General features: G+C 56.2%; 15 protein-coding genes. 5 read left to right on the top strand and 10 right to left on the bottom strand.

Annotated elements, in window-relative coordinates; all coding sequences use genetic code 11:
* Positions 1 to 11 precede the first annotated feature (11 nt).
* From FEZ62_RS19255 to FEZ62_RS19245, 3 genes are all read right to left on the bottom strand, one after another.
* On the bottom strand, positions 12 to 1,079 hold the full coding sequence (locus FEZ62_RS19255) for a phosphotransferase family protein (protein ID WP_172929464.1): 1,068 nt from the start codon (positions 1,077 to 1,079) through the stop codon (positions 12 to 14).
* A 220-nt stretch (positions 1,080 to 1,299) separates the two neighbouring features.
* Complete coding sequence (locus FEZ62_RS19250; protein ID WP_069900184.1) at positions 1,300 to 1,611, bottom strand: SCP2 sterol-binding domain-containing protein; 312 nt, start codon at positions 1,609 to 1,611, stop codon at positions 1,300 to 1,302.
* Positions 1,612 to 1,666: 55 nt separating this feature from the next.
* Positions 1,667 to 2,377, bottom strand: a complete 711-nt coding sequence (locus FEZ62_RS19245; protein ID WP_150549320.1) for a histidine phosphatase family protein — start codon at positions 2,375 to 2,377, stop codon at positions 1,667 to 1,669.
* Between the two features lie 315 nt (positions 2,378 to 2,692).
* Between FEZ62_RS19245 and sohB the strand changes: the two genes are divergently transcribed.
* Together sohB and FEZ62_RS19235 are read left to right on the top strand one after the other, a co-directional pair.
* Positions 2,693 to 3,712, top strand: a complete 1,020-nt coding sequence (gene sohB / locus FEZ62_RS19240; RefSeq protein WP_172929463.1) for a protease SohB — start codon at positions 2,693 to 2,695, stop codon at positions 3,710 to 3,712.
* A 30-nt stretch (positions 3,713 to 3,742) separates the two neighbouring features.
* Complete coding sequence (locus FEZ62_RS19235) at positions 3,743 to 4,735, top strand: YhdH/YhfP family quinone oxidoreductase (RefSeq protein WP_172929462.1); 993 nt, start codon at positions 3,743 to 3,745, stop codon at positions 4,733 to 4,735.
* Between the two features lie 76 nt (positions 4,736 to 4,811).
* Here the strand turns inward: FEZ62_RS19235 and FEZ62_RS19230 are convergent, their stop codons facing one another.
* The 4 genes from FEZ62_RS19230 to FEZ62_RS19215 form a co-directional block, all read right to left on the bottom strand.
* On the bottom strand, positions 4,812 to 5,309 hold the full coding sequence (locus tag FEZ62_RS19230) for a DUF934 domain-containing protein (RefSeq protein ID WP_150549317.1): 498 nt from the start codon (positions 5,307 to 5,309) through the stop codon (positions 4,812 to 4,814).
* Positions 5,293 to 6,951, bottom strand: coding sequence for a nitrite/sulfite reductase (locus FEZ62_RS19225; protein WP_172929461.1), 1,659 nt, complete (start codon positions 6,949 to 6,951; stop codon positions 5,293 to 5,295). The genes FEZ62_RS19230 and FEZ62_RS19225 overlap by 17 nt, the downstream gene beginning before the upstream one ends.
* Before the next feature lie 478 nt (positions 6,952 to 7,429).
* Positions 7,430 to 7,645: a DUF2970 domain-containing protein gene (locus FEZ62_RS19220; RefSeq protein WP_172929460.1), complete on the bottom strand. Its 216-nt coding sequence runs from the start codon at positions 7,643 to 7,645 to the stop codon at positions 7,430 to 7,432.
* A 94-nt stretch (positions 7,646 to 7,739) separates the two neighbouring features.
* Positions 7,740 to 8,207, bottom strand: a complete 468-nt coding sequence (locus FEZ62_RS19215) for an OsmC family protein (RefSeq protein ID WP_172929459.1) — start codon at positions 8,205 to 8,207, stop codon at positions 7,740 to 7,742.
* Between the two features lie 117 nt (positions 8,208 to 8,324).
* Between FEZ62_RS19215 and FEZ62_RS19210 the strand changes: the two genes are divergently transcribed.
* The gene (locus tag FEZ62_RS19210; RefSeq protein ID WP_172929458.1) at positions 8,325 to 9,254 is read left to right on the top strand and encodes a ZIP family metal transporter; all 930 of its coding nucleotides are present in this window, start codon (positions 8,325 to 8,327) and stop codon (positions 9,252 to 9,254) included.
* A 17-nt stretch (positions 9,255 to 9,271) separates the two neighbouring features.
* Here the strand turns inward: FEZ62_RS19210 and FEZ62_RS19205 are convergent, their stop codons facing one another.
* Together FEZ62_RS19205 and FEZ62_RS19200 are read right to left on the bottom strand one after the other, a co-directional pair.
* The gene (locus FEZ62_RS19205) at positions 9,272 to 9,811 is read right to left on the bottom strand and encodes a hypothetical protein (RefSeq protein ID WP_172929457.1); all 540 of its coding nucleotides are present in this window, start codon (positions 9,809 to 9,811) and stop codon (positions 9,272 to 9,274) included.
* Between the two features lie 26 nt (positions 9,812 to 9,837).
* Complete coding sequence (locus tag FEZ62_RS19200; RefSeq protein WP_172929456.1) at positions 9,838 to 11,490, bottom strand: alkaline phosphatase D family protein; 1,653 nt, start codon at positions 11,488 to 11,490, stop codon at positions 9,838 to 9,840.
* A 241-nt stretch (positions 11,491 to 11,731) separates the two neighbouring features.
* On the opposite strand from FEZ62_RS19200, the gene nirK reads away from it, so the two are divergent.
* Together nirK and FEZ62_RS19190 are read left to right on the top strand one after the other, a co-directional pair.
* Positions 11,732 to 13,252, top strand: a complete 1,521-nt coding sequence (gene nirK / locus FEZ62_RS19195; protein ID WP_172929455.1) for a copper-containing nitrite reductase — start codon at positions 11,732 to 11,734, stop codon at positions 13,250 to 13,252.
* On the top strand, positions 13,245 to 14,018 hold the full coding sequence (locus tag FEZ62_RS19190; protein WP_172929454.1) for an SUMF1/EgtB/PvdO family nonheme iron enzyme: 774 nt from the start codon (positions 13,245 to 13,247) through the stop codon (positions 14,016 to 14,018). Before nirK ends, FEZ62_RS19190 begins: the two co-directional genes overlap by 8 nt.
* 16 nt (positions 14,019 to 14,034) lie before the next feature.
* Here the strand turns inward: FEZ62_RS19190 and FEZ62_RS19185 are convergent, their stop codons facing one another.
* On the bottom strand, positions 14,035 to 14,547 hold the full coding sequence (locus FEZ62_RS19185; protein WP_172929453.1) for an N-acetyltransferase: 513 nt from the start codon (positions 14,545 to 14,547) through the stop codon (positions 14,035 to 14,037).
* Positions 14,548 to 14,760 lie beyond the last annotated feature (213 nt).

Raw genomic sequence — 14,760 nt, 5'->3', positions numbered from 1 at the left:
ACTAAGCCAGCTTAGAGCTGAGATTTGTTAATGACTTGCAGGCTCATTTGTTCGAGCAGTTTGTTCATGTGAATGAACTGCGCGAAGCGTTTGTCCTGAGTTTGGCCGTGATAAAAGCGGTAGTAGATCTGCTGCACGATGCCGGCCAGGCGGAACAGACCGTAGGTGTAGTAGAAGTCGATGTTGCTGATTTCAATGCCGGCACGCTGGGCGTAATACTCGGCGAATTCCTTGCGCGAAAGCATGCCCGGCGCGTTGCTTGGCTGGCGGCGGGTCATTTGCACGGGCGCCGGATCATCCGCTTCGACCCAATAGGCGAGCGTATTGCCCAGGTCCATTAGCGGGTCGCCGATGGTGGTCAGTTCCCAGTCGAGCACGCCGATGATGTTCATCGGGTTCTGCGGATCAAGAATCACGTTATCGAAGCGGTAGTCATTGTGCACAATGGCGGGTTTGGGGTGGTCTGCGGGCATCTTCTCGCGCAGCCAGGCCTTGACCGGTTCCCAATGCGGTGCATCCGGCGTCAGGGCTTTCTCGTAGCGATCCGCCCAGCCATTGATCTGGCGGCTGACATAGCCTTCAGGCTTGCCCAGATCACCGAGGCCGCAAGCCTCATAATCGACGTTGTGCAGTTCGACCATCTTGTCGATAAAGCTTTCGCACAGCTTGCGCGTTTGGCCGGCGTCGAGGTTCAGCTCAGCGGGGATTTCCGAGCGTAGGATGATCCCGTTGACGCGCTCCATGACATAAAACTCGGCGCCGATTACCGACTCATCGGTGCAGTGCACATAAGCCTTTGGGCAGTAGGGGAAACCGTCGTTGAGCTGATTGAGAATGCGAAATTCGCGGCCCATGTCATGCGCGGACTTGGCCTTGTGGCCGAATGGCGGACGCCGCAGGACGAATTCTTTCTCGGCGTATTCAAGGAGGTAGGTCAGGTTGGACGCGCCGCCCGGAAATTGGCTGATTTTGGGCGTGCCGCTGAGCCCGGAAATATGGCTCTTGAGGTACTGGTCAATGACAGCTGCGTCGAGTTCTTCGCCATCGCGTATACGCGTGGACTGATCAGTGAGCGCCATGGTTATCCCTTCTGCTTATAATGGTGGCCCAATATTATTGGCTAATCTAATGCGACCCTTGGGTGCCAGCAAGCACTACATGCTGTTATAGGCGTGAGTGTTGCACCTCAATCAAGCTGCCTGATTAATCGACATCGGCGCCGGCCAGGCGAAAAAAAACCGGAGTCCAGGACTCCGGTTTTTTACACTGCCGAGCGCATTAAGCGTCCGTTTCAGCTGCTTAAACTGGGAACAGTTCGCTCAGCTTCATTGCCAGCATCATGTCGCCTTCAGCGCGCAGTTTGCCGGACATGAATGCCTGCATACCGTCGGTCTCGCCGCTGGTGATGCCTTTCAGGGTTTCTTTGTCCATGATCAGCGTTACGTTTGCGTCCGGGTTGTCACCTTGCTGAACATCGCAGGTGCCGTCTTTAACGATCAGGGAGTAGTTCTCGCCATCTTCGATGTTGAACTGGAACACCAGGTCCAGGCCTGCTGCTGCAGAGGCGTTGAACTTGGATTGCATGGTATTGATGATGTCTGCAACGCTCATGGTTTCTTCCTTTTTTTCAGGTTTTGCACCTTTTAGTGGTGCATTGGGCCAATGCTCAGCGATAGGTGATGAGCTGTGGCGCCTTCAATAATTGCAGATGTGCGTGACTATTGAAGGAAGCCAGTTGCACCGAGTTGCCGCGAAACTTAAGACAACTCAATGATGTATTTACAATTTGCCAGTTCAACTCGAAGGCCGCCGCTACAGGCAGCCCGGTAATCAGGTGAAGCAGGGCGGTGATGGTGCCGCCCGAGGTAAACACTGCAATATTCTGTTTGCTCTGCGCCGAGTCTAGCAGCCCTTGCAGACCCCCTTGCACTTGCTCGACGAAGGCGCTCCAGCTCTGCAGGCCCGCTATGTCGTACTCGCCCGATACCCAGCGCATGATCAGCAACGAAAACAGGCGCTGAAACTCGGCGCGGTGCTGGGCTGCGTTGCGCATGATATCCAGCGCTTCAGGTTCATCCTGAAGAATGCCGGGTAGCAAAGCGCGTACTACAGCATCCGCATCAAATTCATTGAAGGCGGCATTTATCTCATGATCCGGCACGGCTATCCCGGCGCTGTGCAATTTGCTCAGGGCGGAGGTGGCCGTGTGTTGCTGGCGTTGCAGGTCGCCGCTTATGCAGCGGTCGAGTGTGACCCCGAGTTGCGCCAGATACTCGCCAACCACTTCTGCCTGACGAATGCCAATATCAGACAATTTGTCGTAATTGTCGGCGCCGAATGAGGCTTGGCCATGTCGAATCAGATAAATGCTACCCACGTCCGTTATTGCTCCGGTACGTTGAAAGTTTGGCGAGGTTATGGGCTCCAGTGGCGTTGTGTCAACGAAAAAACATACGCTTGTTTGAATTATCCATTTTAACCCTGCCGCGTTCGCCATAAAGCGCTTGAAAAACCGCGTTGGCGCAATTGATCTTGCGCCAAACGAAACGCCCGGGCGAGTGATTCAGCAACTGAAATGATTAATCATTCATGGTTGCGCAGCACTGCTGGCCGGTTGCGGTTGGCCTCGGTATGCTTGGGCGAATGGAGCCGCCTGGCGCGGAGCAAACGGTGTATCGAGAAGGGGATGTGAGTGGAGTTTTTTACAGATTACCTGGGCTTTCTGGCCAAGACCGCAACGGTGGTTGTGGCCATTGCCATTGTGCTGATCCTGATGGTAGCGCTGCGCAGTAAAGGACGCCGTAAAACCGGCGAGCTGCAGGTCGATAAACTTAACGACTTTTATCAGCAACTGCGCCACGGCCTGGAGCAGGCAACGCTCGGCAAGGCGCAATTGAAGCTCAAGCACAAGGCCGAAGAGAAGGCCGCCAAGCACGAGAAAAAACACGGCTCGGAGAAACCGCGCCTGTTCGTGCTGGATTTCGATGGCGATATCAAAGCCTCGGCGACCGACAATCTGCGCCATGAAATTACCGCGTTGCTGAGCATGGCGACGCCGCAGGATGAAGTGGTGCTGCGCCTGGAAAGCGGCGGAGGCATGGTGCATAGCTATGGCCTGGCTTCATCGCAGCTGGCGCGCGTGCGTGAGGCCGGCGTGCCGCTGACTGTTTGTGTCGACAAAGTGGCGGCCAGCGGCGGTTACATGATGGCCTGCATTGGCGACAAGATTATCAGTGCCCCGTTTGCGATTCTCGGCTCGATTGGTGTGGTGGCGCAGTTGCCTAACATTCATCGCTTGCTGAAGAAAAATGACATCGACTTTGAAGTGCTCACCGCTGGTGAATACAAACGAACCCTGACCGTGTTTGGTGAGAACACTGAAAAGGGTCGCGAGAAATTTCAGGAAGACCTTGAGCAAACCCATGAGTTGTTCAAAGGTTTTGTGGCGCGCTATCGCCCGCAACTCGATATCGATGCAATTGCCACGGGTGAAGTCTGGCTGGGGCTCGCGGCACAAGAAAAGCTGCTGGTCGACGAGCTGAAAACCAGTGATCAATACCTTGCCGAACATTTGGCCAGCCATGATTTGTATCACCTGCACTTTGCCACCCGTAAGTCATTGCAGGAGCGTGTAGGGTTGGCTGCCAGTGTGGCGCTTGATCGTTTCGCCCTGACCTGGATCGGGCGTCTCACCCAACAACGTTTCTGGTAAGTTTTCGACAACAAGCGAACAGGAAGCACAATGAGTCAATTCAAAGCATTGCAAGTGCGTGAAGCGGCGTCTGGCGAGTTCGAGCAGACAGTGGTTATGCGTGATATTAGCGAGCTGCCCGAAGGCGAATTGCTGATTCGGGTCAAGTACTCATCGTTGAACTTCAAAGATGCGCTGTCCGCTTCAGGTAACCGTGGGGTGACTCGCAAGTTCCCGCATACGCCCGGTATTGATGCGGCCGGGATTGTCGAGAAATCCAGTGTGGCGGAGTTTCGCGCGGGTGATGAGGTCATCGTCACCGGCTACGACCTCGGCATGAATACCGCCGGCGGTCTTGGCCAGTACATTCGCATTCCTGCTGGCTGGGCGTTGAAGCGCCCTGAAGGCCTGAGCATGCGTGAGGCGATGGTGCTCGGCACTGCCGGCTTAACGGCGGCGCTGTGTATCGACAAGCTAGAGCAGGCCGGCATCACGCCGGACGCGGGGCCGATTCTGGTCACCGGCGCTACCGGTGGCGTCGGCACAATCGCGGTGGCCTTGCTGACCAAGCTGGGTTACAGCGTGACAGCCTCGACAGGCAAAGCCTGGCAGTCGGATTTTCTCAAGGCGTTGGGCGCCACCGAGGTGACCCTGCGCAGCGTGCTTGCTGAAGGCGTCGAGAAACCGATGCTCAAAGAGCAGTGGGCAGGCGCGGTTGATACCGTTGGCGGGGATATCCTGTTTAACGTGGTCAAGTCTTTGCGTTATGGCGCCAGTGTGGCCTGTTGCGGCCTGACCGCCGGTATCGAGTTCAAGGCCAGCGTGCTGCCGTTCATCTTGCGTGGCGTCAACTTGCTGGGCGTTGATTCGGTGGAGTTGCCATTGGTGGTCAAGGCCTCAATGTGGGACAAGCTTTCCTTGCAGTGGAAGCTCGACTCCCTTGAAAGTCTGGTGACTGAATTGCAGCTTGAGCAGTTGCCCGAAGCGTTGGGCAAAATCCTGGCTGGCAACATGGTTGGCCGGGTGCTGGTCAACCTCGATTAGTCTGGCGTCTGCTGGCCAAATCTGAAATGCCAAAAGCCCCGCAAATTGCGGGGCTTTTTGCTGCTGCTGGTATTGCTTAACCGCGGCGGCGGAACAGTGGCAACGTCTGGTCGCTACTGGCCTGATACACCTCGGAGAACTCGCTGAAGGCTTGCAGAGCACTTTCGGCGTCCTGATCCTCACGCAGTGCGAAGGCATCAAAGCCGCAGCGCTGCATGGCGAACAACTGGTCACGCAGCACATCGCCAATCGCCCGCACTTCACCCTTGTAGCCATAACGCTGACGCAGCAGGTAGGCAGTGGAGGAGTGACGGCCATCGGTGAACGCCGGGAAGTTCAGGGCAATAACCTGAAAGTTGTCCAGCTGATCGGCGATTTCTTCGATCTCATCACCGGCATCCAGCCACACACCCAAGCCGCCATCGCGTGCTTTCAGTGCCGGGCCGTGATCCACCCAAAGGCCCAGCGGCACGATGATATCGTCACAGTTTGGCAGGCTGTCGAACGCGGCGTCTTTGGGCAGCAGATGCCAGGTTTCATCAATCAGCTGGCCGTTCTTAATTATTCGCTGCATAAACGCGCTCCTTGAAGAGGTCGACACCAATACGGCGATAGGTGTCGAGGAAGCTTTCTTCTTCGTTCCGTTGCTCGACATAGACGTTGATGATCTTTTCGATCACGTCGGCCATGTCTTCCTGGGCAAACGATGGGCCGAGAATCTGCGCCAGGCTGGCGTCACGACCGGCGCTGCCGCCGAGTGAAACCTGATAGAACTCCTGACCTTTCTTGTCGACGCCGAGGATGCCGATGTGGCCAACGTGGTGGTGACCACAGGCGTTCATGCAGCCGGAAATGTTGAGATCGAGGTTGCCGATATCAAACAGGTAATCGAGGTCGTCGAAGCGACGCTGGATGGCTTCGGCAATCGGCAACGACTTGGCGTTGGCCAGCGAGCAGAAGTCGCCACCCGGGCAGCAGATGATGTCGGTCAGCAGGCCGATGTTCGGCGTTGCAAAGCCGTTATCGCGTAGCTCGCCCCACAGTTCGAACAGACGGCTTTGTTCAACGTCCGCCAGAATGATGTTCTGGTTATGGCTGTTGCGCACTTCATTGAAGCTGTAACGGTCGGCCAGATCGGCAATCACATCCAGCTGCTTGTCGGTCACGTCCCCAGGCGCTACACCGGTAGGTTTGAGCGACAGGGTGACGGCCACATAGCCCGGCTTCTTGTGCGCGAAGGTGTTGCGCTGACGCCAGCGGGCAAAGCCCGGGTGCTGCGCATCCAGTTCGGCAAGCTCGCCGCTGAAATCATTCAGCTCACGGTAGGCCGGGTCGGTGAAGTGAGCGGCCACGCGCTGAACTTCTGCTTCGGTCAGTGTGCTCGGGCCATCCTTGAGGTGGGCCCATTCGGCATTTACACGCTCAGAGAAAACCTCTGGAGTGAGTGCCTTGACCAGAATCTTGATGCGCGCCTTGTACTTGTTGTCACGGCGGCCATAGCGGTTATAAACGCGCAGGATCGCATCGAGATAAGTAATCAGGTGCTGCCACGGCAAGAATTCATTGATGAAGCTGCCAACCACGGGCGTACGGCCAAGGCCGCCACCGACCGACACGCGAAAGCCCAGCTCTCCGGCTGCGTTCTTCACGGCTTCAAGGCCAATGTCGTGGACTTCGATGGCCGCGCGGTCGCTGACAGCGCCATTCACGGCAATCTTGAACTTACGCGGCAGGTGCGAGAATTCCGGGTGGAAGGTCGACCACTGACGGATGATTTCGCACCACGGACGCGGGTCAACGACTTCATCTTTGGCAACACCGGCGAACTGGTCGGTGGTGGTGTTGCGGATGCAGTTGCCGCTGGTCTGGATCGCGTGCATCTGCACGGTTGCCAACTCGGCCAGAATCTGCGGCACGTTTTCCAGGTCCGGCCAGTTGAACTGGACGTTCTGGCGCGTACTGATGTGGGCGTAGCCCTTGTCATAGTCGCGGGCAATCTTGGCCAGCATCCGCACTTGTCTGGATGACATCAGGCCATAAGGCACAGCGATGCGCAGCATGGGTGCGAAGCGCTGGATGTAGAGGCCGTTTTGCAAGCGCAAAGGGCGAAATTCTGCTTCACCGAGTTCTCCTGCGAGATAACGGCGAGTTTGATCACGAAACTGCTTTACGCGGTCATCGACGATGTTTTGATCGTACTGGTCATATACGTACATGAAAGGTCCTGTTATCAGGCTGCTTACAGCAAATCTGCGCGCACGGCCGCGCCTCAAGCGAGAGCGCAGGCAAGATACCAGCTAAGGGTTATGCGCAAAAGTGAAGTTTAAGCATATCAACAGAACTTAATGTGCTAAGAGCGCGCTAAAACATAACCTTCGCGGTGGTAGAAGCGCCTTGGCTGGTCTTAAATGCTAGTAGCTTGCTGAGTTGGCGGGCGTACACAGCCTTATTTCTCGATGTGTGGCGCAGACAATCAAAATAACAGGGGGTATGCCAATGTCCGATCATACTGAGCACGAGAACAACGACAGCGCGGTAGACGCCACGGCGATTTTTGCCTTGATCGTTATTGCCGTCCTGACTGCCGTTTACTGGGTCAGCCACCAGTAAATTCAGGGAAAACAAAAAGCCGGAGACAGTTGACTGCTCCGGCTTTTTCTTGCCTGCACTGCAGGTGCCCGCCTGCAAGGTGGTTTATACCCCGGCGAAATACAGCACCGTGCGCACCAGCGCATAAAGCACCAATACAAATACCAAGGTGACCAGCAGGCCCAGAATAATGAAGTGACTGGGCTTGCCGCGTGAGAAGTCGCGCGATCGGTTTTTACCGCTCTGCACTCCAAATGCGGCGGCAATAATGCTCTGCAGCATTTCCCAGAGTGTCAGCGGGCGTTGTTCTTCATCATCCATGTGCACCTCCTGAATCCGTAAACCGGCTTGCAGCTGCTTACTCAACCAATCTTCAGTATGGCTGAAAGTTTGTGCTTGAAGGATCGGTGCTTACTCAACTCATGCTCGGCTCGCAGATAATGGCGGTAGTGACCGAGTTGGCAATAAAGCATTTTTCATGGGCCTGGTGATGCATGGCTTCAAGCTCGGTTGAGTCAGGGTGATTGGGTCCGCTGAATTGCACATGCGGGCGCAAGGTTACGCGGGTCACAGCAAGCCGCCCCTGCTCACTTTTGCCCATCATGCCCTCGGCCAGATCTTTATAGCTGGCCACCGCGAATCCGTGCTCCAGCGCAACGGACAGAAACCAAAGCATGTGGCAGCTGGAAAGGGCAGCGACAAACGCCTCTTCCGGGTCGACAGCGCTGGCATCCGACCAGGGCAGCGGTACCACGTGCGGGGATGAGGACGCAGGTATGCTCAGCCCGCCATCAAACGTCCAGGTATGCGCACGGCTGTATTGATTACTCAGAAACGGCTGATCGCCGCAGAGCCATTCGATTTGCGCAGTATGTTTGGCCATTGCCACTCCCATGTGCTCAGCGGATCAGCACCTGCCTATCAAGGCGATAGGCAGTGTTGGCTTGATCCATACAATCAGTCGGTTAATAGTAATGCTATTGACCGTCGAGTGAGCCATATGGAAAGCACACAGCAGCAATACGCCAATTTCAGAGCCGCATGGGTGGCGCAGGCGCAGGCCAATCCGTGGATAACCGCCGGGCTTGCAGTGGCGTTATTGGCGATTGTCTGGTTGTTGGCTGGAAGTATCGTCAATGCGTTCGACGGCGGCATCAGCGAGCGTCTGCGCTATGCCATGTACGGTGGCGGCGCCGGATTTGCAGCGACTGCATTTGGCGCGTTGCTGGCAATCGGGCTCGGCACTATCAGCAGCCGCACCCAAGACACCATGCTCGGATTTGCCGCGGGCATGATGCTCGCCGCCAGTTCGTTCTCGCTGATTCTTCCGGGCCTCGATGCGGCTAAAGCGATTACCGGCAGCAGTTTTGGCGCAGCCGGCACGGTAGTCGTGGGGCTTGCGCTGGGTGCGGTATTGATGCTCGGGCTGGATCGTTTCACCCCGCACGAACATGAGAGCACCGGCCCCTGTGGCCCGGACTGCGAGCGTATCAACCGCGTGTGGTTGTTTGTGTTTGCGATTACCTTGCACAACCTGCCGGAAGGCATGGCGATCGGCGTTGGTTTTTCCGGCGGTGATTTGGGTGTAGGTATTCCCCTGGCGAGCGCGATCTCGATTCAGGACATTCCTGAAGGGTTGGCAGTAGCACTGGCCTTGCGCACCACGGGCTTATCGGCATTGGCAGCGGCGCTGATTGCCGCTGCGAGCGGCTTGATGGAGCCACTGGGGGCGCTGGTCGGGGTGGGGATTTCCAGCGGCTATGCGCTGGCGTATCCGATGAGTCTGGGGCTGGCGGCTGGCGCCATGATATTTGTGGTATCTCACGAAATCATCCCGGAAACCCACCGCAACGGTCATCAGACCTCAGCAACGCTTGGCTTGATGGGCGGCTATGCAGTGATGATGTTCCTAGATACCGCACTCGGCTGAGTGCGGCGAAACAGCCGCTACCACTTCATCATCGGCAGTGGATTGAGCGGGTGCTTGAGAAACCATTTGCCGCCCAGTTGCGCCAGGTTCTTGTGAAAGCCCGCGTTGGGGAAGCGCCGTTTCAATTCGCTGATAAAGTGTTTATCAAGCCCAAAGCGCACCGCACCGAGTGAGAAATCGACCAGATCAGCCTGTCGAAACTGCTCTACCAGCGGGTAGCGCGGATCGGTGTAGGCGCGCACTTTATGGTGCTCGCTGATCATCAGGCTGATTTCCTCAGCCCACGCTTGCAGCCCATGCTCTTGCAGGTAATGCAAAGCCGGCGGGATTGACGGTGGAATGTAGTCGACGGTGTGATCGGTCCATATGCCGATATCATGGAACGCGGCGGCGATGAATACCTTGCGTTGCTGCTCCTCATCGCAGGGGTGCAGGGCGAAGCAGATGTTGATCATGCGGTACAGGTGATGGCGGTAACCGTTGTAATCCTTGCCAATGGTGCTTTTCCAGTCAGCCAATATCGCTTCCAGTTGTGGGAACTCTTCAATGATCTGCACGATGTTCTGACGCCTCCCGGTGCGGGTTATTTGAAACGGATACGTTTGCTGATGGTTTCGCCCGCGTTTTCGCCGGGCCAGCAGATCTGCGCCTCGGTTTGCAGGGTGCCGCTGGCATCTTCGAAGACATGCAGCAGCGAAAAGTTCTTGTGGCCGGTGAGGGCGAACAAGCGCTCGCTGACAATGCCTTTGCAACCTTTTAGTGCGCCACCAGAGCTGATGCCGATAAGGCTGGCCGCTGGCGCAGGCTTGCGTGAGATTGCGCTGGAGGTTAGCTGGTAGACGCGTGCCTTGAGGTATTTGTTGTGAGTCAGCTGGTAAACCGAGGCGCAATGCACATCACCGCTGAGAAAAACCAGCAGCTTGCCGTGCTTGTCCAGTTGGGCGAATACGTTATTGAGAATCACCGCGCGCTCGGCCCAGTTAGAGTCGTGATCCCACTCATCCATCAAGTCGTCCTTGATGCTGCCAAGATCAGCATAGTTCACCAGCGTATCGACCCAATGCAGCATCGGAACGGGTGAAACCACAAACAGAACTTTGCACGCGGGATTTTCGGCCTGGTCGGGTAACCATTTAAGGAAGCGGTCCATTTGCGCACGGCCGAGAATCTTGAACGGGTCTTGCCTGGGGTCTTTCTCGACATCGTGCTGACCGCGCATGTCCAGCACGTAGAACGCGGCGGGCCCCTGGCTGAATGAATAATCCCACTGACAATTGTCCGGGTTCTGCTCATCGTAAGGGGTGGGAGGGTTGTGGCTGTGCTCAAATTCGTAATAGGCCCGGCACGCGGCGCGCCACATCAGGTCAATGAGCATGCCATCGACCTTTTTGTCATCCGCCTTGAATAACCGTGAGAGGCGGTGGAGCCTTTCCTTTTCGGTGTATGAGCCCCAGCCATCCATGATTTCGTGATCGTCCCACATCATGTATTGCGGGAATTGCCGGTACACCGCTTGCAGTGGCGCGACTTGCCAGTAAACCCGATAGAACCAGCGGTAGAGGTTGAGCAGGTATTGATAGATGCCGTCTTCGTCATAGCCACGGCCTTTGCGGTAGGTCTGCAGCAGTTCATCCTTATTGTCTTTAAGCCAGACCCAGACATCCGGGAAGTCCTGCTTGGCATTGGTATCGACATACACCTGATCACCGCCGCCGATGACAAAGTCGGCGCTGTGGGTACACAACTGTTCGAGCATATGCGGCCAGGCGCCGACGCTGTTATCGGCATTGATGGGGTCGTGGCAGCTGTAAAAACCGAAAACCAGTTCGCGGGCATTCTCGGCTTGAGTGCGGAAATAGCGATCAAGGCTGTAACCCAGCTCAGTGCGACGGCTGATGCTTTTGTCTTCGCACATCAATGCGTAGTAATAGCGCGTGAATGGCTCGAGCCCGTCCACATCGAAGGTATGGGTGAGGTTGCTTGAATAATCGAAGTCATGCTCTCCGATAAACGCAGGCGTAATCCCTGATGCCTTTAGAAAGCCGCGGATGGTCTGCTCATTGAGCCGGGTCAGGTCACCGGTGAAGGGTGCCGTCGATAGCACCAATGTCCATTTCCCTGGCTGATAAAGACGTGCCCAGATACGCGCGGTTGTCGCGTTGGTATGGCCGATTACGGTAGCGCTATACAGCTTGGCGGTCGCCAATTCGTTGGCGCGGGGGTCCATTAGTGTCATCGCAAGTTCCTTTGCTGATTCGACGAGAGACAAGGGCGGCGTTTCCTTACGCGTTGTCACTGTGTCTGATGCCCGGTTGGATGGCCAACACAGTGTGATGAATGATTTCCGAGCGCAGCGTTCACTGATCGTTGGTCTGGCTGCGCGCCTGTGTCAGGTCGCTAAAATCAGGTCTGCAGGACTCATGCAGGGAAGGCATGACCTATTAGCGTCAGATGGCGATCCAGGGAAGGTTGAATCTATGTTTTATAAAAAAAGTAATGTCTCCAGCCGCCTGGCTGCAGTTTTGGTGGTGGCTGGTATGGTTTGCGCCGGGAGCAGTCATGGCGCAGATGTAGAAAACGGCAAGCGAGTGTTCAAAGAATGCTCGGCGTGTCATCAGGCAGGCGAGGGTGCGCAGAATGCGTTTGGACCTGTGCTTAACAACATCGTCGGGCGCAAGGCCGGCAGTTATCCCGGCTACAGCTACAGCGGCGATTTGAGCAAAGCGGGCGAGAAGGGTCTGGTCTGGACACCGGACCTGTTATTTGAGTGGCTCGATGACCCGAGCATTTTCCTCAAGAGTTATCTGGGTGATAACAACGCTGCCTCGAACATGCCCGTGACCTTTCCGGACAAGCAACGCCGTGAAGATGTGATCGCCTATCTGGCCACGCAAACGGAGGCGGATACCAAAGACGACGGCGTTTTGATGTCGCATGGCGAGACGCCTTTCGACGCCAAATTGATGCCTAACCATGATGCCCGTCCCGACCCCGTAGACAAACTCCAGCATGTGCGCCAAAAGTTGGTCGCACCGCCGATGCTGCCAATGCATAGCCAGAAGGCCACGGGCGAGCCCAAGGTGGTTGAGATTGAGCTGACTGTCGAAGAGAAGCAGTGGGTATTGGATGGTGATGGTACCGAAATATGGGCGCTGACCTACAACGGCTCAATTCCGGCGCCGGCGATGGTGGTGCATCAGGGTGATTACGTTGAGTTGACCCTGAAAAACCCGTCGACCAACTTGCTGGTGCACAACATCGATCTGCATGCGGTAACCGGCGCTCTGGGCGGCGCTGCGATCACCACGATCAGCCCCGGCAATCAGGTGACCATTCGCTTCAAGGCAACCAAGTCTGGCAGCTTCCTTTATCACTGCGCGCCAGAAGGCTCGATGACGCCCTATCACGTGACGCACGGTATGACCGGGATGATTCTGGTGCTGCCGCGTGAAGGCCTCACCGACGACAAGGGCCAGCCGCTGGTTTACGACAAGGCGTTTTACATCGGCGAGAACGATTTTTATGTGCCGCGCGACGACAAGGGTGACTACAAGCAGTATTCACGTCCGGGCGAGGATCTGACTGACTGGATCAAGTCGATGCGTACGCTGACGCCAACTCACGTGGTGTTCAATGGCCGGGTTGGCGCGCTGACAGGCAAGGGCGCAATGACGGCCAATGTCGGGGAAAACGTGCTGTTTCTGCACATGCAGGCTAATCGGGACACGCGCCCGCACCTGATCGGCGGCCATGGTGATTATGTCTGGGAAACGGGCTCGTTCGCTTCGCCGCCGTTGAAAGACGTGCAAACCTGGTTTGTGCGCGGAGGGTCGGTTGGCGCGATGCTCTATCGCTTCAAGCAGCCTGGCGTTTATGCCTACCTGAATCACAATTTGATCGAGGCTGTTGAGTTTGGCGCGGCGGCGCACGTGGTTGTGAAGGGTAAGTGGGACGATGATCTGCTGAAAAAGGTCAGTCAGGGTCCTGTGAGTGAGTAAAGGCAACCCTGATAGTTTGCGGCGCCTGCTTGACGACCAAAAACTGGCCCTGGTGATTTGCTGGGGCCTGATGCTGGTTTTGGCGCTGTTGCTGGCTGGAAACCTGTATATGTCCAAAGGTGAGGAGGGCGGCAGTGTTGGTGAACTGCCGCCGTTCATTGCTGTGCAGCAACCATCGGGTGAAACGTTGATGGTCGGCGCCACTGAGGTGACTGTGGATCAGTGGCGGATCTGCGAGCAAGCGCAGGTTTGCCCCTTGCTGTCAGAAGGGCAGAGAGGTTCCAGCCCGATGGTCAATATGAGTTGGGCGGATGTAAGGGTGTTTATTCGGTGGTCAGCAGCGCGTCAAAGTCTGCCGCTGCGCGTACCGACTAAAGCGGAATGGCTGGTGTTGGCGGCAGAGCAGGCGGCGACCAAGCGCAAACCGCTTTTTACTGACCCCCGTATGGCATGGGCCGCAGATTATGATCTAACCGCCTTGCCGTTAGAGCGCAAAACCCGTGAAGTCACTGCATTCGGGGCCAACTCGCTGGGAATCTATGACATCAAGGGCAATGTCTGGGAATGGGTCGCAGCCTGCTATTACCCCCAGCTTGGGTTGCCCATAGAGGTGTTTGGCTGCATGAACGGGCGGGTGGCAATGGGCGAGCGCGAAGTTGGCCTCTCAGAGCAATTGCGCTCGCCGGGCAATACCGGTTGCGGGGGTGGTCAGCCGCCTGCCAATGTCGGTTTCCGCCTGGTTTACAGCGCGCTTGAGGCGCCTTGAGAACCTGTAACGGTACTCAGTCGAGCATGCGCCACATGTGCAGTTTGGTTAAATATTCACCTTCAAGTGCAATCGCAAACGGCTCACGGGCATATTGTTCAAATCCATAGTGTTGATACAGCGCAACAGCGGCCGTGTTGGTTTCGCTGACGCTGAGTTGTATCAGCCGTGCGTGGTTGATCAATCGTGCTTCAGTCAGCGCGTGTTCAACCAGCTGACGCGCGAAACCTTGTTTACGAAATGGAGGTACGACATAAAGCCCGAATAGCGTGACCTTGTGCCGGGTCTTCAATTGTTTATTGCGCGAAAGCCCAACAACGCCGTGAAGCTCGCCCTGAGCATCGAAAATGCCATAGACCTGGGTTGTCGCATCCTCTGCATCGCTTACGCGCGCCTGCCACCAGCTTAGCGGTAAAGGCTTGCGCTCAGTTGCCGTAGTGGTGAATGACTGCGGGTGCGAGCGATAGGCTTCAAGCATCAATGCGCGATAGCGGCCAGCTTCTGCGGGGGCAAGTCGGTGAATCTTCATCTATTACTCTGTATCGGTGGGCGGCGTGCTAAGCACCAAGCTGAGTAGATTTTAGCTGTTTTGGATGCACCGCACGATGAGGTTGTGGATATGACTCAATGGCTTGCTGGCGATTTTGAATCTACTCTGTAATTCGTTAATCAGTTACGACATTGCGCTGGGTAATAAATTGCGCGCCAACGTTGGTGCGCTGTATTGGTCTGCGGCCAGAAG

The organism is Pseudomonas sp. MS19 (genome assembly GCF_013277615.1).
GTDB classification, from domain to species: Bacteria; Pseudomonadota; Gammaproteobacteria; order Pseudomonadales; family Pseudomonadaceae; genus Aquipseudomonas; species Aquipseudomonas marincola.
This window is presented reverse-complemented; position numbering and strand designations above follow the sequence as displayed.